This window comes from Pseudarthrobacter sp. H2 (genome assembly GCF_050157045.1).
Taxonomy (GTDB): domain Bacteria; phylum Actinomycetota; class Actinomycetes; order Actinomycetales; family Micrococcaceae; genus Arthrobacter.
Genome location: NZ_CP189594.1, coordinates 2,190,290 through 2,216,291 on the forward strand (window position 1 = coordinate 2,190,290; position 26,002 = coordinate 2,216,291).

Consider the following 26,002-nt stretch of genomic DNA (forward strand, 5'->3'; position numbering starts at 1 on the left):
GGAGTGCGACATGGCCTACTACCGCCAGCAAGGTGCCATCCCCAAGACCCGGCATACCCTGTTCCGCGCCGATTCCGGCGACATCTACTACGAGGAGCTGATGGGCGAAGAAGGGTTCTCCTCGGACTCCTCCCTCCTGTACCACCGCACCATTCCGTCCGCGATCGTCGGCGCCCGCGTCTGGGACCTCCCGGACCAGACCCTGACCCCGAATGCCCCGCTGCTCCCCCGGCACCTGTTGCTCCACGACCTGTTCACCGATGAGCAGGCCAGGGAGACGGACGCGGTGACCGGCCGCCGGCTGATCCTGGGCAATGCCGACGTCCGCATCAGCTATGCCCGGGCCGGCAGGACCTCCCCGCTCTACCGCAACGCCACCGGCGACGAGTGCATCTACGTGGAGTCCGGTGCCGCCGTCGTCGAAACCGTCTTCGGGTCCCTGTCGGTCAGCCAGGGCGACTACGTGATCATCCCGCGCGCCACCAACCACCGCTGGGTCATCCAGGACGGGGACGCGGCACGGCTCTACTTCATCGAGGCCACCAGCCACATCGGCCCGGCCCGGCAATACCTGTCCAAACACGGGCAGCTGCTCGAGCACGCCCCGTTCTGCGAGCGGGACCTGCGCGGCCCCGGGGGCCCGCTCCTGGTGGAGGAGCAGGACGTGGACATCTACATCAAGCACCGCGGGTCCGGCCCCAACGGCCTGGCCGGCACCATCCACACCGTCCCGGAGCACCCCTTCGACGTCGTCGGCTGGGACGGCTGCCTCTACCCGTACGTCTTCAACATCAATGACTACATGCCCGTCACCGGCAAGGTCCACCAGCCGCCGCCCGTGCACCAGGTCTTCGAGGGCAACAACTTTGTGATCTGCAACTTCGTCCCCCGCAAGGTCGACTACCACCCGCTCTCCGTGCCCGTGCCCTACTACCACTCCAACGTCGACTCGGACGAGATCATGTTCTACGTCGACGGGGACTACGAGGCCCGCAAGGGCTCCGGCATCGCCAGGGGCTCAGTCTCCATCCACCCCGGCGGCCACCCCCACGGCCCGCAGCCCGGCGCCGTCGAGGCCAGCCTCGGCGCCGAGTACTTCGACGAGCTCGCCGTCATGGTGGACACCTTCCGCCCGCTGGACCTGGGCGAAGCGGCCCTGGCCTCCGACGACGGGAAATACGCCTCATCCTGGACCGGGGGACGGTGGATCAATGGTTGAGCCGGCCCACGTACCCTCGGCGTTCCTCGGCTTCTTCGACGACGCCGCCGTGTTCCCGCCCGGCCTTGCGCCGCTGGATCAGGCAATCGCTGAGCATGTCGCGCGACGGCGCACGCCGCTGGCGGCCGCCGTCGGGCCCCTGGTGTTGCCGCTCGCCGACCTGCCCCGGGCGCGGGAGCTCGCCGCCGGCCGGGATCTGTCCGCGGGGCCGGTCCGGATCAGCGTGGTCACTCCCGCCGGCGGCCTTTCCGCTGCGCTGGAGGCCCGCGCCGCGGGGCCGGAGCTGCGGATTACCGCCGTCGAATTGAAGACCAGTCCGGAGCAGGCCGACTGGGAACGCGAGCTGGCCGAAGCTGCCGCCGCGGCGGCAGCTACTGGCATCCAGATCTATGTGGAGCTCACCGCCGGCCAGATCGCCGCGGGTGCGCTGGACACGATCGCCGGCACCGGTGTCCGGCTGAAGTACCGCACCGGCGGAATCGAGGACCATCTCTTCCCGACGCCGGCGCAGCTGGCCGCCACCCTGGCCTCCGCCGTCGGCAAGGAGATCCCGTTCAAACTGACGGCCGGGCTGCACCAGGCGGTCCGCTATACCAACCCGGTCACCGGCTTCACCCACCATGGTTTCCTCAACATCGCCGTCGCCGCGGCCCTGGCCCGGCAGGGCGGAGCTGCCGGGCAGCTCGAAGAGGCCTTGCTGGAGACGGACAGCCATGCGCTCACGGTACGGTTCCAATCCCTCTCTTCCGCCGCCGCCATCTCCCCGGACTGGCGCCGGGAGTTCATCTCCTTCGGCACCTGCAGCGTCGCCGAACCGGCCGAGAGCCTCGAAGAGCTCGGGCTGCTGCCCGCCGGGACCGCCGCCGCGCAAACCACCCATGTCCAGACCGAACAGGAAGCGACACCAGCATGACCGCCACCACCGAGAACGGCAGCATCGCCCGGAAGTACGCCACCGAGGGCTTCGGGATCGAGAATCTTCCCTATGCCTCCTTCGCCCCCTCCGGCCAGGCTGCCCGCCTGGGCGTCCGCATCGGCAACTCCTTGCTGGACGTGGCGGCCGCAATGACCACCGACGCCGGGGCTTCCGCCGCCGTGCGCGCCGCCGTCGCCGGCCCCAACCTGGACGCCCTGCTGGCCGCAGGCCGGCCGGTCTGGGAGGAACTCCGCACCCGTCTGACGGCGCTTATTGGGTCCGCCGCCGCGGCCGCCGCCCTGGCGGCGGACCTGCACCCCGTCGACGCCGTGCGGCTGCACCTGCCGTTCACCGTCGCCGACTACGTGGACTTCTACGCTTCGGAAAACCACGCGACCAATGTGGGCCGGATCTTCCGCCCGGACCAGGCTCCTTTGACGCCCAACTGGAAGCACCTGCCCATCGGCTACCATAGCCGCGCCGGGACCATCGTCCCGTCCGGCACCGACGTTCCGCGGCCCAAGGGCCTGCGGCCGGAGGCGGACGGCGTGCCGACCTTCGGACCGTCCCGCCGGCTGGACATCGAAGCCGAGGTCGGGTTCGTCATAGGCGCCGGTGCCCCGGAAGGAGAGGTCACGCTGGCCGACGCCCGCGACCACATCTTCGGCCTCGTGCTGGTCAACGACTGGTCCGCCCGCGACATCCAGGCCTTCGAGTACGTCCCGCTGGGCCCGTTCCTGGGCAAATCCTTCGCCACCTCCGTCTCGCTGTGGGTGGTTCCCCTGCAGGCCCTCGACGGCGCCCGCGTCACGCCCCCGGCCCGGGCGAAAGCCCTCGCCGATTACCTGGATGACAGCCGCACCGAGCCGTGGGGCTTCGACCTCGCCCTGGAGGTGGTCCTGGACGGGCAGACCGTGTCCCGGCCTCCCTTTGCCACGATGTACTGGACCGCGGCGCAGATGCTCGCCCACATGACCGTCAACGGTGCGGGCCTGCGGTCCGGGGATTTCTTCGCCTCCGGCACCGTCTCCGGCACCGAGAAAGACCAGCGCGGTTCCTTCCTGGAGCTGAGCTGGAGCGGCAAGGAACCCCTGCAGCTGGCGTCGGGCCGGGAAATGAGCTTCCTGGAGGACGGGAACACCGTCGGGATCCGCGGCACCGCCCCGGGCCCCGACGGCTCGCTCATCAGCTTCGGCGAAGTCACCGGACGGATCACGCCGGCACGGTAGCCGCGCCCGGATTCACCAATCCGCTCCGGAGGCGCGGCTACTCTGTACCTCTCCCGCGACGCGCCAAGACCAATCGGCGACGGCGGCACCCCACCCGGTGCCGCCGTCGCCGATCGCGTTCCGGGGCCAGTCGACCGTGCCGATTACCTTCCTCACATGCCCGCGGTCATGTGGAGTCCGGGCAGCAGGTCCGGGTGTGCCGGGACGAAGAGCGCGAAGACGATCAGCAATGCTCCGGCGATCCTGCTGAAGGCAGGCCCGTGTGTCCACGTCTTCTCCAGGAAGATGACCACCGTGAGCACGGCCATCCAGGCCAGGTTCATCACACCGACGGCGATCAGCACGACCATGAGCCCCCAACAGCAGCCGACGCAGTACATGCCGTGGTAGATGCCGACGCGGACATCCCGTAGCCGGCCCTTGTATCCGGATACATGCAGCAGGAAAGCCATCGGCGACCGGCAGTGTCTGAGGCAGAAATCCTTCAGCGGGGTCAGCTGGTACACCCCGGCCGCCGCCAGCGCTCCCGCGCCCACCCAGGGTGCGAGATCCGCCGCGTTCTCAGCCAGTAGCGCCGACAGCGCTGCGGCCGCGAATGCAAGCATGCCGAACCCGATCCATGTCAAAAGGTAACCGCCAACCAAGGCAGCCGTCCGGGCGGCCCTGACACGGCTGCTGCGCACGGCACGGAGGGACCGGAGATACGTCGATGTGAACGGGGCGAGTGCCGGCAACATCATGGCGGCCATCATCAGCGCCCACACCGCCAGGAACTGCCAGAGCCCGAGTCCCATCGTCCCCGGACCTGTGGACATGCCCCCAAAGCCTGAGAAAGTGATGTACCACGCCAGTGCGGCGCACCCGATCAACGCCAGCTCTCCGGCATGGTGGCTAACGGCCAGGTAGCTCCGCCCGGGCACCCTAAGCCGACCAGGCGAAGGGCGCCGAGAAGGAGTTCTTCCCCGCGTTGTCCCAGGTCATCCCGAACACGTCCACCCGGGCGGTGCTTGCCGTGCCGGCTGCCAGGGTATCGGCCGGGAATCCGACCCCGCTGATTTTCACTCCACGTCCTGTGTGGTCCAGGGGAGACATGAAGTCCTCAACCGCCATCTCGACGGCACTGCCAATGCGGACCTGGTGCCTACGCCCGTCGTCGGCGTAGGCCATTTCCAGAGACTCTATTCCCACCATTTCACCGATCAAAGGGGCCAGGCCCTCCATCGGTCCACCGAGCTGGCCGCCGAAGACTGCTCCGAGCGCCTCAGCCTGCTCGGCCGAGGCCGCGGCATCCATCAGGACAGCCACCTTCCACCCACCGTCGCCCATCAGGGCCGGTGTATCGGCGACGACGCAGACTGTCAGGCCACCGACGTCGACACCGTTTATGTCACCGGTGTCCACGTGGAAGGCCAAGGCCACGTTGCAGCGTTCGTTGTCGGCAGGTGCGGTCTGCCCCGAAGCCGTACACGGGCAGACCATGTTGCAATTGCAATTCTCAAAATACGTCCCCTCGACATGCCACGTCATTTTGGGGCTCCTTTCGAAGTGGCACCTCCCAAAGCAGAAGTCTCCTCGCGGCCCTGAGCAGTGTCAACGGTTGGCGGTGCCCGTCAGGACGGGCTCCGCGGCGGTAACGAACACGCAAGCTTCACAGTAGTCGGTACGGCATGCCTGACCACCGATTGTCAGCGCCGAAGGGACTCTGGCCCGGTCCGCCACGGTGGCACCACGAGAAGGAACAGGATCGCCGCGGTCACGACACCAGCGGCAAAGACGGCGTCCAGGTGGATCCAGAGGGCCGCGCCATTATACATGGTCACGCCTACTGTAAGCAGCGCAACGGCTAAAACTGCCAGGACCACAGTGTCGTGTCGCCGAAGGCCGGCAAGAAGCAGAAGCGACGGAACCGCATACCAGATCACGCTTGCCGGGCCCATCGAATTGATCTGGCTGATCACGGCCGCGCTCCCCGGAAAAGAACTGACCACCGGCTCAAAGAACATCGAAGCGCAATGAAGAACCAGGCCGGCGATACCTGCCGCCGCCAGCCCGGCGTCCACGGGCGTGAGCCGGGCTGCCAGGCTTTGCGGGGGCAGTCCCGGAACCACAAGCCGCGCGAGTAACAACAGCAAGACAACGACGGCGAGGCCTCCCACAAAGTCAGTCGTCATTTGCACAGACTACAGCTCTGGTGCGCCCGTTCGACCGCCCGTTCGACCGCGCGATAGGCGGTGGCACGGCCAACGGAGAACAGTTCGGCGAGCTCATACATTAGTGTGTTCGCACGCGGCGTGCAGCTTGTCCAGATGTGTTCCCCGTCCGGGCGGTAGCTTGGGCTGCTTCCCCGGAGCCTGCCTCTGGCCCTGGCTACCTTCATGCCTCCAGGGTGCCTGGACGAGGTCACTGTCGAACTCTGCGACCGTCGCCAGGCCAGCAGAAACGCATTGGGAATGACGGTTTCGCTGGCCAGCCAGAGGCGTGCCAGAAGCCTGAGGATCAGTAGCCTGTGCCGATGTTGCGCGTCGCGGCGCATAGGCGCAACATGATACCAAGATGGCCCAATGCACAAATCGAGAAGGTCAGTCGCAATGTGGATCAGCGAGTCCGACAGGGCATTTATCCGCGGCAATTTCACTGCGCTCAAGGAACCCGCCATTGGAGGCATCCCCGCCCAGCGTCTTCCGGAAGTCGTCCAATCCGTTTCCCACATGCTCGCGGACATCGAGAAGAACGGAATGGACGCCGTTCTGAAATACTCCCGGAAACTGGACGGCTGGTCCGGCAACAACGTCGAGATCAGCCAGGCTGAACTCGCTAAAACCGGCGACCAGCTCACCCCCGCGCTCCGTGAAGCACTGGCCGCCGGCGCGGAGCGCACCCGCCTGTTTGCCCTCGAGCAGCGAGAACACCTGACCGAATTCGAGATGGAGATCCTCCCGGGCGTCGTGGTTGGGCAGAAATACGTCCCTGTTCCCCGCGTTGGCGCCTACTTGCCGGCCGGGCGCTTCCCCATCCTCGCCAGCGCCTTCATGACCGTCGGCGTTGCCAAAGCGGCCGGCGTTCCCAGTGTCATCGCGTGCACTCCGCCCACCGGCCCCTCCGGCGGACACCCCGCCGTTCTGCACGCCGCTTACCTGGCCGGGGTTGATCGGGCTTTCGCCATCGGGGGCGTGCAGGCAATGGCCGCCATGGCGTTCGGACTGCTCGGGGAGCAACCCGCGGACATCCTGGTCGGAGCCGGTAACGCGTACGTGACCGAGGCCAAACGCCAGCTCTTCGGCCGGGTCGGCATCGACCTTCTCGCAGGGCCGTCCGAGGTCGCCGTGATCGCCGATGAGTCCGCGGATCCGGAACTCGTTGCAGCAGACCTGTTGGGCCAGGCCGAACATGGTCCGCAGTCACCGGCATCACTTGTCACCACATCACCGCCCCTGGGCGAGGAAGTCATCCGACACATCGAAAAGCAGCTGGAAACGCTGGCTACCCGCGACATTGCGGGTCCTGCATGGCGCGATTACGGAACGGTCTACGTGGCCGAAGACCGGGAAACAGCCGTGGAAATCATGGATCTCCTGGCTCCGGAGCACTTGGAAATCCAGACCGTCGACGACAACTACTACCACGAGAACTTAAAGAACTACGGCTCCATCTTTTTGGGGCCATGGTCCACCGTCGCATACTCGGACAAGGGCATCTCGGGCACCAACCACGTCCTGCCCACCGGCGGCGGCGCACGTTCCTCAGCCGGCCTGTCCGTGGCCCGCTTCCTCAAACCGCTGACCTTCCAGCGGGTCGAGAAGGAGGCGACTCCCCTGTTGGCCAACTACGTTGCGGCGATTTCCGCATTCGAGGGCATGGAAGCCCACAAAACCACAGCGACACTCCGCCTCACTCGTTTCAACCGATAACACCCGCACCACTAACAAAGGCACCCCGATGAAATGTTCGATCAAACCGCGCAAGCGCCTCAAGGCTCTGATACCCATGGGCCTGGTGGTTGCCTTGGCGCTGTCGGCTTGCGGCTCCGGCTCATCCACCGGCGGCGCCAGCGGCGGCGGGGAACAGAAGACGATCACAATCGCCACCTCCAACGACGCTCCCTTCTCCTTCACCGATCAGGCAAGCGGCGAACTCAAGGGCATAGACGGGGAAATAATCAACGCCATCGCCGCCAACAAGGGATGGAAGATTAAGGTCTTCACCTCCGAGTTCGCCACGCTGATCGCCGCACTTTCAGCGAAGAAAGCCGACGCCATCGTCGATGCCATGTACATCACCGACGACCGAAAGAAACAGATCAACTTCACCGACCCCTGGTACACCGAGGGCGAGGCAATGGTGGTCCCGGCGGATTCCACTCTCGCCTCCCGGGATGACGTCAAGGGGAAGGTGCTCGGCGCCCAGACCGGTACCGTGTTCAAGGACCTCGTCGACAGCCTCGGAGGAAGCCAGGTGAAGCTCTTCGATTCCCAGGCAGCCCTGCTGGCCGCGATCGAAAACAAGCAGGTTGACGCCGTATTCACGGACAGCGCGGTGATCGGGTACAGCCTGGTCCAGAAACCAAACCCCAAGCTGAAGCTCGTCACACCCTACAAGCCCTATTACCCAGGCACCATCGGCGCAGGAGTCCGCAAGGACGACACGCAGCTGCTGAACGACCTCAATTCCGGACTGGCAGACCTCAAGAAAACACCGAAGTACCTCGAAATCCTCAAGAAATATGGCCTGGGCGAAGACAACATAGCCAAGTAAATTCTTGCCCGGCCGGCGGCTGCCCGCCTGACGACAGCGACGCCGCGGCCAGCCGCCGGCCTCGCCCCGACCCTAAACTAGGGATTCCTTCATGGACTTCATCAGCAACACCCTCGACGTATTCCCGGCGCTGCTTGCCGCTGTACCCGTCGTCGTTCAACTAGCGCTCGGAGCCATGGCGCTGGCTCTTGTCCTGGGCCTGCTGGTCGCACTGGCACGCATCTCCACCCTTAGAATCCTTCGCGGGATCGCCACCTTTTACCTCGAGGTCATCCGCGGAACCCCTCTGCTGGTACAGCTGGTGTACATCTTCTTCGTCCTGCCGAGCATCGGAATCGAAATCGAGCCTGTCCCGGCCGGCATCCTGGGCCTCGGACTGAACTATGCGGCCTATCTGTCCGAAGTGTTCCGCTCGGCCATTCTCTCGGTGGAGCACGGCCAGACCGAGGCCGCGCTGTCGCTCGGATACACACCAAACAAGACCCTGTGGAAGGTCGTGATTCCGCAGTCGTTCGTCGTCTCCATGGGACCGATCGGAAACTACTTCATTGCCATGATCAAGGACACCGCCCTCACCTCGGTAATCGCGGTTACGGAAATCCTGAAGACGGCCAATATCCTCAACAGCCAGACGTTTCAGACCACGGCGATTTACACCGCCGCGGCCATTCTGTATCTGATAATCAGCCTCCCACTCTCGCGCGTCGTGGTAGTGCTGGAACGAAAGGCACGGGCCAGTGGCTGACGACACCATCATCACCGTTCGCGATGTACACAAAACCTTCGTCTCTGAAGCGAAGCGCACGCTGTGGAGCCGACTTACCGGCCGCGCCCATGTGCAGAAGAGAGTCGAAGTGCTCAAGGGTGTCGATCTAACGGTCCACCGCGGTGAAACTGTCGTCATTCTTGGCTCCAGCGGATCAGGCAAGAGCACGCTATTACGCTGCATCAACAAACTTGAAACCATCGAGGCAGGGAGAATCTACGTCAACGGACATCTCATCGGCTACGAGGAGAAGGACGGGGAACTGATCAGCGAAAAAGCCTCCGTCACTGCAAAAAAGCGTACCGATATCGGAATGGTATTCCAGCAATTCAACCTGTTCCTGAACAAAACAGCATTGGGCAACGTCATGGCGCCGCTCCGCGACGTCAAAAAAATGTCGGCGGCGGCAGCGCGGGAAATCGCGGTACCGACCTTGGAGTTGGTCGGACTCGCGGACAAAATGGAGAACTACCCCAGCAAGCTCTCCGGCGGTCAAAAGCAACGCGTCGCCATCGCACGCGCCCTGGCCATGGAGCCCAGCGTCATGCTCTTCGACGAGCCGACGTCCGCGCTCGATCCCGAGCTCGTCGGGGAGGTCCTGGCGGTCATCAAGAGGATCGCCCAGCAGGGGACGACCATGGTCATCGTTACCCATGAAATGCAGTTCGCTCGGGAAATCGCAGACCGGATCGTCGTTATGGACCTAGGCGTCATCGTCGAGGAAGGGCCACCGGAAGCCATTTTCACCCACCCCGAACATCCGAAGACCCGGGCTCTCCTCAGCCGGTCAGGAATCATGCCCAGGGACTCCACAGACAGCTGACCCCAGTTTTTCATCGGGCGCCTGATCTACTGTTTGGATTGGCACTGCTTGCCGGAGTGCACAGCGGACCTGGATGAGATTGGCATAGACAGAAGTAGACGCACGTGCTCTGACTATGGCTGCGATGAACAAACCTCACTCCGCGTCCGAAGAAACGCGTTGCCCACCTCAGAAGACGCTTGCGGGCGAAATCCTCCGCCGACGGGACGTTCTGGTTTCCGGCACTCCTCTGTGCCTATCGCGGCGTCCGACTACGTCCTCCCCCGCGCCTCACCGAGTAACGGAACGGCCACAGTCTTTGTACAACCCATCCGCGGTGTGGCTGATATCGAAGTACTCCTGACAGACAAACACCGGCCCCGCTGAGGGTTCATGGCATGAACCACGGCCGCGGGGACAGGCAGAGCACGAATCAATGACAAAAATCAATGACAAAAAGGACTACACCAATGCGTACATCAATCAAGACTTTCGCCGGAATCGCAGCCGCCGGTTCTCTCATGTTCTCCCTGGCCGCCTGCAGCCCGGCCAACAACGCCTCGAGCGCGCCGGCCTCCCCGTCCGCCGCGTCGGCTGAAATGCCGAAGCCGCTGGCCTCTATCCCGGCACTGACCGGGGTGTCCACCGCCGTGAAGCTGGACGCCTCCTTCGCCAAGGCCCTGGAGACCCTGAAACTGACCCCCGGCGTCGTCGGCACCGCCGCGCTGACCGACGGGTCGCTGGTCTTCCCGGTCACCGGCGGCAAGGTCGACTACTACGACCCCGCCAAGGCCTACCGTCCCTACGTCCAGGGCCTGATCAGCCACGCCGGCTCCGGGTTCTCCCTCACCGCCGGTGACACCAAGGTGGATTTGACCAACTTCACCATCGACCCGGGCACCTCCAAGCTCTACGGTGACGTTGCCGTGAACGGCACGGTCGCCGCGAAGCAGGCCTACATCTTCAACCTCGACGGATCCACCCTGAAGCCGCTCCAGGCCGCGGGCGACACCGCCATCCTGGAGGGCACCCGTGTGCTGATCTCCGACACCGCCGCAGGCCTGCTGAACAAGACCTTCAAGACCGACGCCGTGAAGGCCGGCATGCTCGTCGGCGTCGCCAAGATCACCGTCAACGCCAAGTAGTCCGCACCAGGAGAACCTGCCGGATACATGGTCTGCACCGGCGGGAAGTGCCACGGCTCCCCCTTGGGGGTCTGTGGCACTTTTCCGTGCGCATTCCGTAAGGAATCCCGGGCGAAGCGACACCGCGGGAACCGTAGCCTTGAGAGGTGAGTGAAGTGACCATCGTGGATGTCGTCCTACCGTGTTTGAACGAGTCGAGCGCCCTGCCCTGGGTGCTGTCCCGCATGCCGGAGGGGTACCGTGCCATCGTCGTCGACAACGGCTCCACCGACGGTTCCGCCGAACTGGCGGCCGGTCTGGGCGCCATCGTGGTGAGGGAGGAACGCCGGGGCTTTGGGGCCGCCGCCCATGCCGGCCTCCTCGCAGCCACGGCGGAATTCGTCGCCTTTTGCGACTGCGACGGCTCACTGGACCCGGCGCAGCTCCCGGAGCTTCTCGCACCGGTCATCGCCGGCAGCGCCGACCTCATGCTGGGCAGCCGCCAGCCGCAGCGCGGCTCATGGCCGCTGCACGCCCGCCTGGCCAATATTGTCCTGGCATGGCGGCTCCGGCGCCTGACCGGGGAACGGGTGACGGATCTCGGACCGATGCGGGCGGCGCGCCGTGCCGGATTGCTGTCCCTGGAGCTGGAAGACCGCCGTAGCGGCTACCCGCTGGAAATGTTCCTCAAGGCGAGCCGGCAAGGCTGGCGGATCAGGGAAACCCCGGTGCCATACGCCCCGCGCACCGGCAAGTCGAAGGTGACCGGCACGGTCCGCGGAACGCTGACCGCGGTCCGGGACATGTCGGTGCAGCTCAAGGCTGCCGCGGCGGCCTTGCCTGCCGGACCGGTCCGGAAGGCCGCCCGCAGCGAATAGCGTATATGAGGAACAGCATGGATCTGACAGTGGCGGTCATCGCCAAGGAGTGCGTGCCGGGGCGGGTCAAGACCCGGCTCAGCCCACCGCTGACCCCCGAACAGGCCGCGGCCCTGGCACAGCTGAGTCTCAGCCGGACCCTGGATACGGTGCGGCTCCTCCCGGCGCGGGACCGGCTCCTGGTCATGCTCGGAACGCCGGCCCCGGCGGACGCCGAATACTTCACGGTGGTGCCGCAGGCATCCGGGGACCTGGACGAACGGCTGGCGGCCATCTGCGACGCAGTCACCGGCCCCCTGCTCATCATCGGCATGGATACGCCACAATTCTCACCACACCATGTGGCGCCGCTGCTCGATGACTGGTCCTCACCGGCGCCCTTTCATGAGGCGTGGATGGGCCTGGCGACGGATGGCGGGTTTTGGGCCCTGGCGCTGCGCCGGCCCGACGCAGCACTGATCCGGGGAGTGCCGATGTCCACTGACACGACCGGGGCCGAGCAGCTCGCCCGGCTCGCCGCGGCGGGGCTGGCCGTCGGAATCCTTCCGGAGCTCAGGGACATGGACCACTTCAGTGACGCCCTGCAGATCGCGGCCGAGATTCCGGGCAGCGGGTTCGCCTGCGCCGTGGCTGAAACCGCGGCCCGGGTGCGGGGCTCACTGCAAAGTGCGAAAGCACTGCGGTGATGGCCGCCGGAGCGGCACCGGCCGCCCACTTCGGCCAGGGCCACTGTGAGCCCTACGCCCGGGCACTGCAGACCGGGTCCGGACTGCTGACACTGCGTCCGGACAGCGGGCACCATTGCGGCGGGCCGGTAACGTTCGATGTCCGCAACTGGTGCGAGGAGGCCAGCCCGATGGAGCGGTCATTGCTGCAGAGTCTCCAGGGGCCGGTCCTTGATGTGGGTTGCGGTCCGGGCAGGCTCCTTGCCGCTGCCCAACCACTGGGCCTGGCAGCGCTGGGCATCGATACCAGCGCCGAAGCGGTCCGCTGGGCCCGCGGCCGCGGGGCCCGTGCCTGTGAGCAGTCCATCTTCGCCCCGGTACCGCAGTCGGGCCACTGGCAGTCTGTCATCCTGCTCGACGGCAACGTCGGCATCGGAGGAAGCGTCACCGCCCTGCTGCGGCGATGCCGGCAGCTCATTGCGCCGTCCGGGACGCTGCTGGTGGAGGTGGAGGCCGACGAGGAGATCGATACTGTCTATTCGGCGGTGCTGGAAGACGAGCGGGGGAACCGGAGCGAGCCGTTCTCCTGGGCCAGGACAGGCACGGCGGGCCTGGCATCCCGGGCGCGGGCCGGCGGCTGGACCGTCACCGCCGTCCAGCGGCTTCAGGGCCGCGTTTTTTGCCGCCTCTCGCCACGGCCCGAGCCCGGCCGTTCCATCCCGTAAACCAGGAGGGCGGCCAGGACTGCCAGGACCGCCCAGAACCAGAGCAGGTTGGCGGCGTAGTCGCCCTCCAGGGCGCTTGTATTGCGGGCCACGGACTGCGCTTTCAGCAGCAGCCCCGCGATCAGGGTCACCACGGCTCCCGTCATGAGTGCGCCACGGAGTACAGCCGCCGACGCCGGGCGCAACCCGGATCCCAGCCGGGTGAGACCCGCGCCGGCCAAGGTGGAGACCGGCACGATCACGCCGTCGTGCAGAAGGACAGCCACCGCCAGCCACACCAGAAGCCCGAGCAGCTGCGGGGGGCCGAGCTTGGTCGGCAGGCCCAGGAGCCCGTATCCGAGCAACGCCACGCCCGCCACTCCGAGGACGATCCGCCAGATCCGCACAGATTTTCCCGCGGCAGCTTTTCCTGCGCGGGCGCGTGTTGAGGCTTTCGCCGGCATTGCGGGTTTCACAGGACCTCCACAGTCTGCAGCCACTTTGTTTGCAGGACGCCGGGGCGTCCGGGAGCGATGATACGGGCGGGATACCCGTGGTCCAGGTCCAGGGTCTCGCCGTTCAATTCCAGGGCCACCAGGGTGCGTTCATCCTGCGCATACACGGCGGGCATGGCCATCGTCCGGTACACGCCCTCGGGCTCCAGGCTGGTAACGCGGAGGGACGACGACGACGGCGCCCCGATGGCCGCGACCAGGTCCACGATCCGCACGCCGCGCCACCGGGCCGTCTGGCTCCAGCCTTCGACGCAGGCGATGGGAAGTTCGTGCTCGTACTGCGGCAGTGCGCGGAGCTCATCCAGGGTGAAGGTGCGGCGGGCGTCCCGGTGGGTGAGGATGAGCTGCCAATCCCCGGACTGCGCCAGGGCCGCGACCTTCGCATCGGCCGCGGTCCGGTTCACCGGGACGGACTGCGGGCCGGTTCCCATGGCCCGCGGGGCAAAAAGATTGAACGGGCCCAGCCACGAAAACGACTGCCCTGCCGTGGTGAGCACGACGACGCCCGTGGTGGTACCGACGGCGGCCAGAAAAGCCCGCCTCGACCAGCGGCCGGGCGCCGGGGCTGCTGCGCCGTCGTCGGTCACGGGGGCAGCGGCGCCGGCGCCGGAGGCCGTCCGGGGCATGTCAGCGGGTCGGGCACGCCAGTGCTCCACGATCACAGGAAGCTTCACAGCGATATGGAGCAGCAACGACCCCCAGATGACCCAGGCCAGCCAGAAGTGCGTTTCGCGGAACGGAAAGGGCCATGGGTACCACTTGTAGGTGTTGATCAGCCCCGTTGTCAGCTGCAGGAGCGACGCGGCTATGAACAATGCTATGGATGCCCGCTCCAGGCCGTGCACCGCCGACTTGACCGGCGGCCACTTCAACAGCTCGGGATAGACCGACCACAATTTCGCCAGCAGCAGCGGAATGGCGGCGATGCCGGAGGTCACATGGATCCCCTGCGTCAGCTGGTAGATCCAGGCGGGGCTGGTGGGAAAGAACATCCACGACGGCGGCTCCTGCAGCCCGTGGCTGAAAAGCCCGGTCAGGAAACAGATCGTGAAGCTCAGCCCGAGCCAGCGCCCCAGGACCACCGTGAGCCTGCTGCTGCGCGTCGGCGAGGCGAATCTGGCGGCCAGCGCATTGGTGAGCTTTTCCATACCTCGATCACACCACTATTCCGGCTGCCGCGGGGGCGCCAGACCTTACGATTCCCTGAAAACCCCGGACCGCGTGCCCGGGCCGGGCCGATATGGGGCAGGATCAAGGAGTGACTCCCAGTACAGCAGCATCACCGCAGGCGGCCGGCGCCGGGCTCCGGCTGTTTGTTGTCCTTCCGGCGCTGTTCCTTGTGGGGGCGGCGTTGTTGTGGTGGATGGTGCTCCCCGGGAACCCGTTCGAGTCCGCGCCGGTTGTCGGGACCTGCCTTTCGTGGCTGGTTCTCATCGCCGCCGTCCGCTTCCTGCGGCACGTAGCGCGGCGCCGGGTGGGGGCCGTGGTCCTCGCGGGCACCGTGCTTCTTGGCCTGGTTGCGGTAAGCGCGCCGCCCCGGACCAGCAATGATGCGGCCCGGTACGCCTGGGACGGGATCGTCCAAAAAGCGGGACATTCCCCCTATGCGTACGTGCCGGTCGATGAAACCCTCAGCAGCCTCCGGCCAGCCTGGCTGTTTGTGTCCGGCTCTTCCGGGGGCGACGGAAGGCCCGTTTGTGCCAGGGACCTCTTCGGGACGGAATCGGTGGCGGCCTCCGGTTATCCGTCCGGGAATCCGCTGTGCACGGCGATCAACCGGCCGCACGTGCCCACCATCTATCCGCCCGCAGCGGAAATCTATTTCCTGGCGGTGCGGGCCACTGTCCCGGACACGGCCGGATATCTTCCCTTCCAGCTGGCCGGACTGCTCATCAGCGTGGCCCTGACGCTGATGCTGCTCCGCGTCCTGGCCAGGCGCGGCCTGCCCCTCCATCTTGCCGCGGTGTGGGGGTGGAGCCCGTTCGTGCAGCTCGAAGCCGTGAACAACGCCCACGTCGACCTCCTCGGCGGAGCACTGATCCTCGCCGCCGGGATGCTCCTGGCCGGCGGGAGGCCGCTCCGTTCGGGAGCGGCGTTCGGGGCGGCGGTGGCGACCAAACTCATCCCGGTCATCGCCGCGCCCGCACTGCTTTTCCGGCGCCCGGTCAGGTTCATCGCCGCGGCGGCGGGCACCTTCGCACTCCTCTACGTGCCGTACCTGGCGGTCGCCGGGGCCGGTGTCCTGGGCTTCCTGCCCGGGTACCTCAAGGAAGAAGGCTACAGCCAGAGCGGCGGCATCCGGTTCGGGCTCGCGCAGCTCGTCTCCGCCGGCCCGTGGCCGCCGGTGCTCAGCGCGGCCGCGCTCGCCGCCGTCGCGCTGGGAGTGCTTCGGCGGACCCGCACCGGGAACGTCTGGGACCAGCAGACCGTCATGATCGGGCTGACACTGCTGATTGTCAGCCCCAACTACCCCTGGTATGCGCTGATGCTGCTGCCGTTCATCGTCCTGGGCCGGCGATGGGAATACCTCGGCGTGATCCTGGCCCTGGACGTCATCTACATGGTGCCGTCCGTGGCCCCGTACAGCGAGGCGATCAACCAGGGCGTGCTGCTGGCTGCGGCGGTCGCCGTCGCCGCGGGGGCCTGGCTGCGCCGCCGCGCCGAACTCCGCGTGGCCGCCGGTCCGGCGCTCCCGACCCAGGCCTTGAACGGCGCCCCCGGGCCGCTGTGACGGGACTGTTCCTGCCATGCGCAAGTCCCGCGGATGGCAGGATGGCCCTATGGATCATTCATCCCCGCACAGTGCCCGGCCACGCGTCGGAATCATCGGAGGTTCCGGGACCTACCGGCTCCCCGGAGCAACCGTCCAGGCGAGGGTCGACGTCGGCACTCCCTACGGGCCGCCGTCGGGCCCCGTGACGCTGGCGGAAGTCGCCGGACGGACCGTGGCGTTCCTCCCCCGCCACGGCGGGGAACACTCGCTCCCGCCCCAGAAAATCAACTACCGGGCCAACCTCTGGGCGCTCAAGAGCCTCGGGGTCGAGGCGGTGATTTCATCCTCGGCCGTGGGCGGACTGCGGGAAGGCTTCGGGCCCGGGACCTTCGCCGTCACCGACCAGCTGATCGACCGCACCTGGGGACGTGCCGACACGTTCTTCGACGGCACCGTGGCCGACGGCGTCACCCCGGCCGGTGTCCAGCACCTGCCCGCCGCAGAACCGTTCTGCCCGGCCTTGCGGTCCCATCTGGACGCCGCGCTGTCGGCACGGGGGCTGCCCTACGTCCCGCGGGGTACTGTCGTGGTGATCAACGGGCCGCGCTTTTCCACGAAGGCGGAGTCGGCCTGGTACGTCAGCGGCGGCGCGGACCTTATCAGCATGACCCAGTACCCCGAACCCGTCCTGGCGGCCGAGCTCAACATGGGCTTCGCCAATCTGGCCTTCATCACCGATGCGGACACCGGACATGACGGCTCGGACCCGGTGACCGCCGACGCCGTCTTTGCCCGCATCAAGGATGCCCAGGCCAACATTCTGGCCGTGCTCGAAGACGCCATCGCCGCGATCGGCGAGGACTACTCCCCCCGGACCCTCATGAACCACGACGCCGTGGAGCGGATCATGGCCCTCCCGGTTGCGAATGAGGCGGCGTCCGCCCGGTGAGGCTCCTCATCACCGGCGGTGCCGGCTTCATCGGCTCGCACATCGTGGACGCTGCCCTGGCCAGGGGATGGGCTGTGCGGGTTCTGGACTCATTGGACCCCGGGCTCCACCCCGGGCCGCCCGCCTTTGACCCGCACGTGGAGCTGATCACCGGCGACGTCACGGACCCGGCCGCGGTGGACACCGCGCTGGAGGACATCGACATCGTCTCCCACCAAAGCGCGAAGGTGGGGCTGGGCGTCAGTTTCGCGGACGCGCCGGACTACATCCGCAACAATGACTACGCGACCGCCGTCCTGCTGGCCGCCATGGAACGCCACAGCATCCCCCGCCTGATCCTGGCCTCCTCTATGGTGGTCTACGGGGAGGGCGCCTACACGGATCCCGGGACCGGCCTGCCGGTCAGGCCCGGACCCCGCACCGAGGCCGACCTGCGCGCCGGCATTTACGATCCCCGGAACCCGGACACGGGTGCGGTCCTCACGCCGGCGATGCTCAACGAGGATGCCCGGCTTGATCCGCGCAACGTCTACGCGGCATCGAAACTGAGCCAGGAGCACCTCGCCGCCGCGTGGGCCCGCAGCACCGGCGGAGCGGCGGTGGCCCTGCGCTACCACAATGTCTACGGCCCCCGGATGCCGCGCGATACACCCTATGCCGGAGTCGCGTCGCTGTTCCGTTCGGCCCTGGCCCGCGGCGAGGCGCCAAGAGTCTTCGAAGACGGAGCCCAGCGGCGCAGTTTCATCCATGTCCGGGATGTGGCCGAAGCGAACATCGCCGCGGCCGAGTCGCTGTCGCGGGGCAACGCGCCAGGCTTCCGCGCCTACAACGTCGGCGCCGACGAGGTGCATACCATCGGCGACGTGGCCGCGGCGCTGAGCACCTTCAGCGCCGGGCCGGCGCCGGTTGTGACCGGCGAATACCGCCTCGGGGACGTGCGGCACATCACTGCGTCCTCGGAGCTGATCAAGTCGGAGCTGGGCTGGGCTCCGGCCGTAGGCTTTGACGAGGGCATGCGGGAATTTGCCACCGCTCCCCTGCGCGGCCAACCGGGCTAAGGCGCGCCGGCCTTAGGCCGTGCGCGCTCCAAACCGCGGGAGAGTGACATCGAAGCGGCATCCGCCGGGGACGTTGCGGACAGTGACTCCGCCGGCGTGGGCTTCAACGATGCCGGCCACGATGGCAAGGCCCAGGCCGGCTCCCGCGGCCATGTCGCTTGCGGTCGACGGCGTCCGGGATGGTGTTCCGCGCCAGCCGGCGTCGAAGATCTTGCCCAGGTCTTCTTCGGGGATCCCGCCGCCTGCGTCCACGATGCTGAGGGCGACGTGTTCATCCTCGGTCTCCCGGGCGGAGATGAGGATTTCGCTGTCCGCGGGGGAATGCCGGATGGCGTTCATGAGGAGGTTGTCGATGACCCGGGAGAGTTCGCGCGCGTCGCCGAAGAGGGTGAGATTCCCCGTGCTGGACTCCTTCAGCGTGACCGACCGTGATGCGGCGACCGGGTGCAGGTCGGCGACGGCGTCGCTGACCAGGTCAAACAGCGATACAGGCCCCATGTTCAGCGAAAGGGTTCCGGACTGGATTTTGGACAGTTCGAACAGGTCGTCGACCATGCTGGCGAGGGTCTCGGCCTGGACGCGGATCTGCCGGTGGTAGCGGGCGGGCTCTTCGGCAACGCCGTCCTCGAGGGATTCCGCCATCGCGCGCAACGCCGCGAGCGGCGTGCGCAGGTCGTGGGAGATCCAGGCGACGAGGCGCCGGCGTGATTCATCCAGCGTGGCGACCTCCTCCCGGGACCGGGCGAGCCGCTGTGAAGTTTCGGCCAGTTCCCGGGCCAGCGCGGCGAATTCCAGCCCGTCGTGGTCCTCCGGGAGGACGATCCGGCCCTCCCCGATCGCCCGGGCCGTTGAACGAAGCCGGGCGCCTGTGCGGGTGATACCGACGCCGATCACGGCGGCGCCCGCCAGGCTGACGGCTGCGCCGACACCGATCACCCAGCACAGCACGAGAAGATCGTGATCCGAGATATACATCTGGGCAGCGATGGCGATTGTTGCCGCCGCAATGGAGGCAACGGTGGCCGCGACGACGATGAGCAGCCGCCAAAGCATCGATTGGTGCCTCGCAAGACGCAGGGCGACTCCCGCGATGAAGGCCACGACGGCGGCGGCGGCCACCGCGGTGAGGAGGATGGTGACGAAATCCGACAGCGCAATCATGGTTCATCGTTTCCTTCCACGCTCAGCCGGTAGCCGACGCCCCACTCGGTGGTCAGGAACCGCGGTTCCGTCGGGTCGTCTTCGATCTTCTCGCGGACCCTGCGGACGTGGACGGTCACTGTGGAAAGGTCCCCGAAATTCCACCGCCACACCTCCTTCAAGAGCTGCGTCCGGCTGAAGACCTGATCGGGATGTTTCAGGAGGAAGGCGAGCAGATCGAATTCGCGGACGGAGAGGGCGAGCAACCGGCCGTCCTTGTAGATCCTGCGGTTGGACGCATCCACCCTGAATCCGCCCAGGACGAAGGGCGCCTCAGGGGTGATGTCGGTGACGCTGCGTCGAAGGATCGATTGCACGCGAAGGACGAGTTCCCGAGGGGAAAACGGCTTGGTCAGGTAGTCGTCGGCGCCTGCTTCAAGGCCCTCGATGCGTTCCTCGGCGGAGCCGAGCGCGGTGAGCATGATGATCGGCGTCGAGGCGCCGTGCCGGATCCGTCGGCAGACTTCGGCTCCGCTGATCCCGGGAAGCATCCGGTCCAGCACGATCAGGTCCGGCCGGGTGCGCTCCGCTGCCTTCAGGGCGCTGATCCCGTCGACGGCTTCGTCAACGATGAGGCCGGCGGAACGGAGGTAGTCGCAGGCGACTTCCCTGACGGTGGGGTCGTCCTCGACGACAAGGACGCGCCGGTCACGCAGATCGTCGCCGGGGGGCCGCACAGGGACGTGGTTCCGGGGCATGCTCCCACCATAGATCGCCCCCGGCGCGCCTGCGAGCGTCCCCGGCCTATCGGAAGGAACTATCTGTGTTTCGTAATACCTGCACGGACCTCCGTGTCGCGGCCAGGCAGCCGCCAGCCGGTCAGCTCTATGGCGCGGATGCCTGCTGGATCAGCGCCAGCAGCCCCGACTCTGCCTCGCGCTTGACGGGTTCGGGATTGGCCGGATGGAAGGAGTCCGCCGCGGTGCCCTGCCACGGGCCGGTCTCGAGCGTATAGCCGTACGTCTTGTGCCGCGCGCTGTCCGCGATGTGCCGCGCGTAGGCGTAGTCGCTCAAGGTCCCCGTGGTGGGATACAGGCCAATTCCGGTTTGGCGGGTGTAGTGGCGGCCTCGGACGTCGGCAATGGCCTGGACGATCCGGTCCCCCACCGTTTCGAACCGTACGAGGTCGCTCGGGGTCATGTACTCCGCGTAGCTGGCGTCCGTGATCGGCTGGCACTTGGTTGTCGGCAGCGTGGTGAACCGCTTGGTGGCATCCCCGGTCTGGGTCGGTGCGTGACCCCAGGGGTACAGGACGAGTTCGGAGTAGGAATGCACGTCGGCGAAGCAGTCGATGCTGTGCACGTCCAGCAGGTGCCGGACATTGCGGCTCTCGGGCTCCGAAAAGGCGGACGGCCCGCAATAGATGTCAGCGCACGGGGAACAGGACGTCTGCCCCTCCGTCACGCCCCAGAGCAGGTCTGCATTGCGGTTGAGGTCGACGCCGTCGCACGCCGTGCCCGGGTTGTTCCGGCGGTTCTTGCGCCACAGGCCGTCGACGGTCATCACGCGGTGGCGCCCGTCCGGGTTGACGCACGGCAGGAGGTACAGATCGACGGTCTCAAGGATCAGTCTGATGTCCGCGGCCGGCCACGTCCGGCCGCCGAGGATCACATCCTTTCCGGTCAGGTAGCTGGCAACGAGGTCGACGGCCATTTCGATGAGCAGGTCCGGGTTCATGAGCTCGCGCGCGTGCGTGCCGCCCGCCAGCAGGACACCCCTGCGGTTCCCCCCGCCGCCGGCGCGGAGCCGCAGTGCGCGGACCGGCCGGCCCCGGACCGAGGGCTCCGGCAGCACGAACTGCGAGCAGAGCTGGGGGAAGTTCGCGGCCAGGGTGCCGCCGGCGGCGTCGAGCTGGGAAACGGTGCGGTACATCAGTCCTGCCCCTCTCGCTCCACGCCGCGGAGACGTTCCTCGAGCCAGGCGCGCGCTGCGTCGTCGTCCATGACCAGCGAGGGGTCCAGGGGGCCAGCAGGCGCGGCCGCCACGAGTGTTACCTCAAACCCGCTCTCGACGAGACGGGCCGCCTCGTCCATGTCCACCAGCAGCCGCACGCCTCCCTCGGGGTCGGGTACCCGGTCCATGTCCAGTTCCGCCACACTGCGCATGTCCATCCTCTTCGACACCCCAGGGCGCAGGATTACCTCGTACCTCACCTTCGGCGGCTCCGTATCTTTGGGAGCTTCCTCGTCTTTAGGTGTTTCCTCTTCGGCCATTGGTGACCTCCTTTCCGGAGCAGGGAATCACAAGCAAATTTAACCCTGCCGGATCCCCCGCTGACGCTGTGATCAAGCTACAAATGGAGGCGTTACAGCACCGTTACGCCTACCGTCAACCGCCACGGCGGCCGTCCAGGGGACCAGCCGGCGCCGGGACCGGCCGACCGCACTGTCCCGGTCGGATTCCCTTGCGGGAGCATAATTGCATCAGCTGGCAACGGCCGGCACGGACAAAAGAGGAGGCCCCGGATGCAAACCATTCCGCGCATCACGGTGGAGGCGCCGGTCCTCAGCATTGGATCCGGGCCCTCCGACTATGAGGAACTGGGCGGCCACGTCGATGCGCTGCGCAGGCGGCAGGGGCTGCACCTTACCCTGCTGCACATCGGCGTCCTTCCGGAGTTCGCCCAGGACGTGGCGGATTGGACCAAAGGCGTCACGAGTACCGCGGCCGCCACCCGGAGGACGGTTGCTTGGTTGCTGGCGCTGCCGGTACTGGAAGTCTTTTCCGGAAGCGCCGAAAGGCTGATCGTACTGGGCGGCGGCAGTGTGTGCGGACTTGAAGTGGTCGTCCCCGAGAGGGTGCGGGACTATCAGGTTTCCCTCGTGCAGGCCCTGCACGAATTGCTGGACGAGCTGCTCGTGGACAATGTCGATGACTTTATTCTCAGCTCACGTGCCCTTGGGTTCAGGTTTCCCCATTGGACACCCCACATCGCGGTGGGCCGCCCACAGACCAGAGGCGGCGGACCCTGGGAGATTAAACCGTTGGCGATCGATTTCGGTGAATCACGGATCAGGAACCGCCGGTTCCTCCCGGTCCTCGACGCCGGATAGGGACTGCGGCCGGGGCGCGGACCGCCGGGCCACGCACATAGTGGGCCAGTCCAGGCGCCTCGGGCGGCCCTTCCGTTGGTTAAGAGGCGGGCCGGCGGTCTCATCGGCATTGACCTTGCCTGCAGGTTCCCCGACAAGGTGAAGGCCCTGGTCCTCTTGGAGCCGGCCTTGTTCGCCATCGATCCGGATGCTGGCGCCTGGGCCCGCAGCCTTCGCCGCCGGGTGTCGTGCCGCCGTCGGTCCTTCCCGATCTCGGCTGACACGGTCCCGTAACGCCGTGGTAACGGTGCAGGACCAACCTTGGTTCAGAAGGGGATCCACTGCGTGCCCTCGACCCGTTGAATGGCGACGCAAAGTAGCCCGGCAGTCGGGCAAGAGTGCACCAGGGTGTTTAATTTCTCCACCGAAGGAGTTGACAAAGTATGTCGATTATTGGTTCTCCCACTGAACCCGTCCCGCCTGATTCAGCACCCCTTGACTTCACGCCCTTAAGTGGGCCGGGCGGTGAAGCACCAGAAAACATGGATGTTCACCTGCAGCGACTTCTGGCCTGGCGCCAGCATGGACAGTCCAAACCGGCCACGGCCGGCACCGCGGCCGACGAAGTTGCCGTCATCGCCAAGGTCACTGACGTCGCAGCGTTTGAGGCGCTGTCCGAAGTGACTCCCGGTACCGTTGTGGGGGAAATCGCCGACGACGGCACTGCCATCCTGACCGCCCGCGTGCCTGTCGCAAGGATCGATCACGTGCATAGTCAGGATTTCGTGCTGAGCCTTAAAGCCGCGCAGCGCCTCTCACGCCAGCTGAGTGCCACCGTGGCCGACGTAGGGGGCGGGAACCTTCCACCGGGAAACTCACACGGTGGTCAGGGCATCATGGTAGGAATTGTCGACATTGGTTGCGACTTCGCCCATAAGAACTTCCTCAAGGCGAACGGTAAGACCCGGATAAGGAAACTGTGGGACCAGAACGCTGCAGGTCCGGGAGAACCCGGCTTCGCCTACGGCGTCGTTCATCCTGCAAACGCCATCAACGCCGCCCTCAAAACAGCAGATCCGTACCAGGCGCTTAATTACGGACCCGACCCTGCCGAACCTGCCCACGGCACCCACGTGATGGACATTGCGGCCGGCAACGGCAGGGGAAGCGGCGTTCCCGGGGTGGCACCTGAGGCCGGGATACTCTTCGTCGACGTCGCCAACAGCGACATTCCCTGGAGCGGTTCCCAAGTCGTTGGCACCAGCTTCGGCGATTCCGTTCAACTTCTCGAGGCGCTGGCATTCGTTTTTCAGGAGGCCGGGGCTACACCGTGCGCCGTCAACGTGAGCCTGGGCACCAATGGCGGCCCCCACGACGGATCAACCCTGGTCGAACAAGGCATTGACCGCCTGCTGGCCCAAGCGCCCAATCGTTGCGTCTGCATCGCCGCCTCCAACTCCTACGCAGACGGCATCCACGCAGCCGCGGCAGTACCGGCCACCGGGTTCCACGACCTTGGATGGGTTGTCGCACCCGGAGACCGGACCCAGAATGAGCTGGAGCTGTGGTACCCGGGCGCCGCCGCGTTGCGGCTCGAACTGATCTCGCCCCAAGGCCAAAGCATCGGCATCCTCGCCCCTGGACAAAGCGCCACCGCATCACAGGCAGGTCAGGTGGTCCTCTTTGCGGCGAACCGGCTCGCCGATCCCAACAACGGCGACAACACTATTGGGGTCTTCCTCTCGCCGACCGTCCCCTCCGGGCGGTGGGTCCTCCGGCTGAGCAGCACGACCGGAGCAATCGTCCCGTTCCACGCCTGGATCGAGCGCGACGACAACGGCCAGTCAACATTCGAAGCCCCGCTGGATAACACCCACACCATCGGATCGATCTCCTGCGGGCACAACACCATCGTGGTCGGCTCCTACGACGCCCACAAACCGGCGCTGCCACTCTCGTGGTTTTCCAGCGCCGGGCCCACCCGTGACGGCCGGCAGAAGCCGGAGGTCTCGGCCCCGGGCCATGGCGTGATGGCCGCTGCATCCCGGTCAGCGACCGGCGTCACACGCATGTCGGGCACCAGCATGGCCAGTCCGGCGGTCACCGGATGCGTTGCCTTGCTCCTGGCCGAAGCCCAGGCACAGCACCGCTCGCTCAGCGCCGCGGACATCAGATCGATCGTCGTGCAGGCTGCCCGGACTGGCCCGCCGCCCGCCGGAGCCTGGAGCGACCGCTACGGAGGTGGCCGCGTCTCCGCCGCCAACATGATCACGCACCTATAGATCAAGTGCTGCGAACCCGGCGTAAACTTTAGAAGTGCCGGAAATCTTGCGCTTCGATGACGACTCCGACAAATCCCCGGACTCCCGCTCTTCAGGCGCGGGCGGGTCCGAGCCCGTTCGCGTTATCGTCAAGGTGAAAACACCGGGGTACGTTCCGGCGGGCTTCCGGGTACGTACCCGGGTGGACGATGAGTTCTTCACCGCGGAGGCGAGCGAGTCAGACCTCTCGGGCGCGACCAGGGATCCTCAGGTAGAGTCTGTCGCCCGCGCGCAAAGACTGGATCTGCCGTGACGGTGTGCCGTCACGAAACGTCGGCGATGAGCCGCCGAATGGCTTCGGAAGGCGCTATGCCTACCTCTTCCTTCAGTTGCGCTTGGTACTTTTCGAAGGCCTGAAGCGCGGAAGCGTTGTTGCCTTGTTGCCTTTCGGCCTGGATGAGTAGCCCAACCGCACTTTCGTATAGCGGTTCAAGCGCCAGCGCCGCCTCCGAGGCCTCCAATGCGACCTCATAGTCGCACCGCGCCAGCGACTCGCGGGCGATGATCTGGAAGGCGTGCAGACGGTCCTGCCGCAACCTGGCTTGTTCAGAAAGGATCCAGTCGTCATACCAGCCCGGGAGCAGTTCGGCATCGCGTAAAAGGTTCAGGTGTGCGGCCGAGTTCCCATTGGGTCCGAGTTGGCCCAGCTCCCGGATCTGCGCCCGCACCTGGTGCAGGTCGACGGCCACCCGGTCGCTGAGGGACAGCACGGAGCCGCCGTTGACCAGCAGTCCCGGAACCTGCCGTGAGATGAGATGCACGCTGACCCGCAGGCTTTCCATGGCCCGGTTCTCGGAATTCTCCGGCCACAAGAGCCCAACCAGATAGCTTCGAGGGCGGGGACCGTTAATCGCCAGCGCAGTAATGAGGCGTTGTTGCCGCGCTGCAACATGCACGACGCAGGAGTCCCGGCAAAGTTTCCACGTCTGGAACAGGCTCAGCTGAAAAAGGCAATAGCCGCCGCTTACCATTGGTACCCCCAAATCCAGCGTGAGTGCGAGCTGGAACAGTTCTAGCTCGAGGATCCGCATTTTGCTGTGGGAAGTCAATGGTTGACATTGGGGCCTCGGCCGCAAATCCCATGATCAGGTTCCTCCTGGCCACTCACCAGCGAAGGTCGATGTGCCGCGCCGCCCAAGATGAAGGTCTTGGCAATTGA

27 protein-coding genes are annotated in these 26,002 nt (G+C 66.3%); 17 read left to right on the forward strand and 10 right to left on the reverse strand.

Annotation, left to right across the window (positions count from 1 at the left end):
* The first annotated feature begins 10 nt into the window (after window positions 1–10).
* Genes ACQCSZ_RS10345 through fahA form a run of 3 tightly spaced genes read left to right on the forward strand, consistent with a single transcriptional unit; the run spans window position 11 to window position 3,364 of the window.
* Window positions 11–1,219, forward strand: a complete 1,209-nt coding sequence (locus ACQCSZ_RS10345; RefSeq protein ID WP_427007901.1) for a homogentisate 1,2-dioxygenase — start codon at window positions 11–13, stop codon at window positions 1,217–1,219.
* A complete protein-coding gene (locus tag ACQCSZ_RS10350) occupies window positions 1,212–2,132 on the forward strand; it encodes a hypothetical protein (RefSeq protein ID WP_427007902.1) in 921 nt (306 codons plus the stop codon). The genes ACQCSZ_RS10345 and ACQCSZ_RS10350 overlap by 8 nt, the downstream gene beginning before the upstream one ends.
* The gene (gene fahA / locus ACQCSZ_RS10355) at window positions 2,129–3,364 is read left to right on the forward strand and encodes a fumarylacetoacetase (protein ID WP_427007903.1); all 1,236 of its coding nucleotides are present in this window, start codon (window positions 2,129–2,131) and stop codon (window positions 3,362–3,364) included. The genes ACQCSZ_RS10350 and fahA overlap by 4 nt, the downstream gene beginning before the upstream one ends.
* Window positions 3,365–3,516: 152 nt before the next feature.
* On the opposite strand, the gene ACQCSZ_RS10360 is transcribed toward fahA, so the two are convergent.
* From ACQCSZ_RS10360 to ACQCSZ_RS10370, 3 genes are all read right to left on the reverse strand, one after another.
* Window positions 3,517–4,179, reverse strand: coding sequence for a DUF2182 domain-containing protein (locus ACQCSZ_RS10360; RefSeq protein WP_427007904.1), 663 nt, complete (start codon window positions 4,177–4,179; stop codon window positions 3,517–3,519).
* A 106-nt stretch (window positions 4,180–4,285) separates the two neighbouring features.
* Window positions 4,286–4,891, reverse strand: a complete 606-nt coding sequence (locus tag ACQCSZ_RS10365; protein WP_427007905.1) for a DUF1326 domain-containing protein — start codon at window positions 4,889–4,891, stop codon at window positions 4,286–4,288.
* Window positions 4,892–5,049: 158 nt separating this feature from the next.
* On the reverse strand, window positions 5,050–5,535 hold the full coding sequence (locus ACQCSZ_RS10370) for a hypothetical protein (protein WP_427007906.1): 486 nt from the start codon (window positions 5,533–5,535) through the stop codon (window positions 5,050–5,052).
* A 417-nt stretch (window positions 5,536–5,952) separates the two neighbouring features.
* On the opposite strand from ACQCSZ_RS10370, the gene hisD reads away from it, so the two are divergent.
* From hisD to ACQCSZ_RS10410, 8 genes are all read left to right on the forward strand, one after another.
* Window positions 5,953–7,272, forward strand: coding sequence for a histidinol dehydrogenase (hisD, locus tag ACQCSZ_RS10375; protein ID WP_427007907.1), 1,320 nt, complete (start codon window positions 5,953–5,955; stop codon window positions 7,270–7,272).
* A 28-nt stretch (window positions 7,273–7,300) separates the two neighbouring features.
* The gene (locus tag ACQCSZ_RS10380; RefSeq protein WP_427007908.1) at window positions 7,301–8,116 is read left to right on the forward strand and encodes a transporter substrate-binding domain-containing protein; all 816 of its coding nucleotides are present in this window, start codon (window positions 7,301–7,303) and stop codon (window positions 8,114–8,116) included.
* 91 nt (window positions 8,117–8,207) lie between these two features.
* Window positions 8,208–8,861 (forward strand): amino acid ABC transporter permease, encoded by a 654-nt coding sequence (locus ACQCSZ_RS10385; RefSeq protein ID WP_427007909.1) that lies wholly within the window; start codon window positions 8,208–8,210, stop codon window positions 8,859–8,861.
* Window positions 8,854–9,705, forward strand: coding sequence for an amino acid ABC transporter ATP-binding protein (locus ACQCSZ_RS10390; RefSeq protein ID WP_427007910.1), 852 nt, complete (start codon window positions 8,854–8,856; stop codon window positions 9,703–9,705). Before ACQCSZ_RS10385 ends, ACQCSZ_RS10390 begins: the two co-directional genes overlap by 8 nt.
* Before the next feature lie 449 nt (window positions 9,706–10,154).
* Window positions 10,155–10,829: a hypothetical protein gene (locus ACQCSZ_RS10395; protein WP_427007911.1), complete on the forward strand. Its 675-nt coding sequence runs from the start codon at window positions 10,155–10,157 to the stop codon at window positions 10,827–10,829.
* A gap of 146 nt (window positions 10,830–10,975) precedes the next feature.
* Window positions 10,976–11,686, forward strand: a complete 711-nt coding sequence (locus tag ACQCSZ_RS10400) for a glycosyltransferase family 2 protein (RefSeq protein WP_427007912.1) — start codon at window positions 10,976–10,978, stop codon at window positions 11,684–11,686.
* A 17-nt stretch (window positions 11,687–11,703) separates the two neighbouring features.
* On the forward strand, window positions 11,704–12,372 hold the full coding sequence (locus tag ACQCSZ_RS10405) for a TIGR04282 family arsenosugar biosynthesis glycosyltransferase (protein WP_427007913.1): 669 nt from the start codon (window positions 11,704–11,706) through the stop codon (window positions 12,370–12,372).
* Complete coding sequence (locus tag ACQCSZ_RS10410; protein ID WP_427008309.1) at window positions 12,372–13,076, forward strand: class I SAM-dependent methyltransferase; 705 nt, start codon at window positions 12,372–12,374, stop codon at window positions 13,074–13,076. Before ACQCSZ_RS10405 ends, ACQCSZ_RS10410 begins: the two co-directional genes overlap by 1 nt.
* On the opposite strand, the gene ACQCSZ_RS10415 is transcribed toward ACQCSZ_RS10410, so the two are convergent.
* Window positions 13,016–13,531 (reverse strand): hypothetical protein, encoded by a 516-nt coding sequence (locus tag ACQCSZ_RS10415; protein ID WP_427007914.1) that lies wholly within the window; start codon window positions 13,529–13,531, stop codon window positions 13,016–13,018. The two genes, ACQCSZ_RS10410 and ACQCSZ_RS10415, sit on opposite strands and share 61 nt — an antisense overlap.
* Window positions 13,528–14,718: a molybdopterin-dependent oxidoreductase gene (locus tag ACQCSZ_RS10420; protein WP_427007915.1), complete on the reverse strand. Its 1,191-nt coding sequence runs from the start codon at window positions 14,716–14,718 to the stop codon at window positions 13,528–13,530. Before ACQCSZ_RS10420 ends, ACQCSZ_RS10415 begins: the two co-directional genes overlap by 4 nt.
* 110 nt (window positions 14,719–14,828) lie before the next feature.
* Here ACQCSZ_RS10420 and ACQCSZ_RS10425 point away from each other — a divergent pair, with 110 nt between their 5' ends.
* The 3 genes from ACQCSZ_RS10425 to ACQCSZ_RS10435 are packed head-to-tail and all read left to right on the forward strand — an operon-like array spanning window position 14,829 to window position 18,290.
* Window positions 14,829–16,301: a glycosyltransferase family 87 protein gene (locus ACQCSZ_RS10425; protein WP_427007916.1), complete on the forward strand. Its 1,473-nt coding sequence runs from the start codon at window positions 14,829–14,831 to the stop codon at window positions 16,299–16,301.
* Window positions 16,302–16,350: 49 nt separating this feature from the next.
* On the forward strand, window positions 16,351–17,232 hold the full coding sequence (locus tag ACQCSZ_RS10430) for an MTAP family purine nucleoside phosphorylase (protein ID WP_427007917.1): 882 nt from the start codon (window positions 16,351–16,353) through the stop codon (window positions 17,230–17,232).
* Entirely contained in the window at window positions 17,229–18,290 is a 1,062-nt protein-coding gene (locus ACQCSZ_RS10435) for an NAD-dependent epimerase/dehydratase family protein (RefSeq protein WP_427007918.1), read from the forward strand. The genes ACQCSZ_RS10430 and ACQCSZ_RS10435 overlap by 4 nt, the downstream gene beginning before the upstream one ends.
* Before the next feature lie 12 nt (window positions 18,291–18,302).
* On the opposite strand, the gene ACQCSZ_RS10440 is transcribed toward ACQCSZ_RS10435, so the two are convergent.
* The 4 genes from ACQCSZ_RS10440 to ACQCSZ_RS10455 form a co-directional block, all read right to left on the reverse strand.
* On the reverse strand, window positions 18,303–19,451 hold the full coding sequence (locus ACQCSZ_RS10440; RefSeq protein WP_427007919.1) for a sensor histidine kinase: 1,149 nt from the start codon (window positions 19,449–19,451) through the stop codon (window positions 18,303–18,305).
* Entirely contained in the window at window positions 19,448–20,188 is a 741-nt protein-coding gene (locus ACQCSZ_RS10445; protein WP_427007920.1) for a response regulator transcription factor, read from the reverse strand. Before ACQCSZ_RS10445 ends, ACQCSZ_RS10440 begins: the two co-directional genes overlap by 4 nt.
* 127 nt (window positions 20,189–20,315) lie before the next feature.
* Window positions 20,316–21,362 (reverse strand): M14 family zinc carboxypeptidase, encoded by a 1,047-nt coding sequence (locus ACQCSZ_RS10450; protein WP_427007921.1) that lies wholly within the window; start codon window positions 21,360–21,362, stop codon window positions 20,316–20,318.
* Window positions 21,362–21,595 (reverse strand): hypothetical protein, encoded by a 234-nt coding sequence (locus ACQCSZ_RS10455; RefSeq protein WP_427007922.1) that lies wholly within the window; start codon window positions 21,593–21,595, stop codon window positions 21,362–21,364. The genes ACQCSZ_RS10450 and ACQCSZ_RS10455 overlap by 1 nt, the downstream gene beginning before the upstream one ends.
* A gap of 360 nt (window positions 21,596–21,955) precedes the next feature.
* Between ACQCSZ_RS10455 and ACQCSZ_RS10460 the strand changes: the two genes are divergently transcribed.
* The 3 genes from ACQCSZ_RS10460 (at window position 21,956) to ACQCSZ_RS10470 (ending at window position 25,096) form a co-directional block, all read left to right on the forward strand.
* Window positions 21,956–22,543, forward strand: a complete 588-nt coding sequence (locus ACQCSZ_RS10460; protein WP_427007923.1) for a hypothetical protein — start codon at window positions 21,956–21,958, stop codon at window positions 22,541–22,543.
* Between the two features lie 521 nt (window positions 22,544–23,064).
* Window positions 23,065–24,804 carry a S8 family serine peptidase gene (locus tag ACQCSZ_RS10465; protein WP_427007924.1) on the forward strand — a complete coding sequence of 580 codons (1,740 nt, stop codon included), beginning with the start codon at window positions 23,065–23,067 and terminating at the stop codon, window positions 24,802–24,804.
* Between the two features lie 34 nt (window positions 24,805–24,838).
* Window positions 24,839–25,096 (forward strand): hypothetical protein, encoded by a 258-nt coding sequence (locus ACQCSZ_RS10470; RefSeq protein ID WP_427007925.1) that lies wholly within the window; start codon window positions 24,839–24,841, stop codon window positions 25,094–25,096.
* Between the two features lie 10 nt (window positions 25,097–25,106).
* Here ACQCSZ_RS10470 and ACQCSZ_RS10475 read toward each other — a convergent pair whose 3' ends face one another.
* Window positions 25,107–25,892, reverse strand: coding sequence for an AfsR/SARP family transcriptional regulator (locus tag ACQCSZ_RS10475; RefSeq protein ID WP_427007926.1), 786 nt, complete (start codon window positions 25,890–25,892; stop codon window positions 25,107–25,109).
* Window positions 25,893–26,002 lie beyond the last annotated feature (110 nt).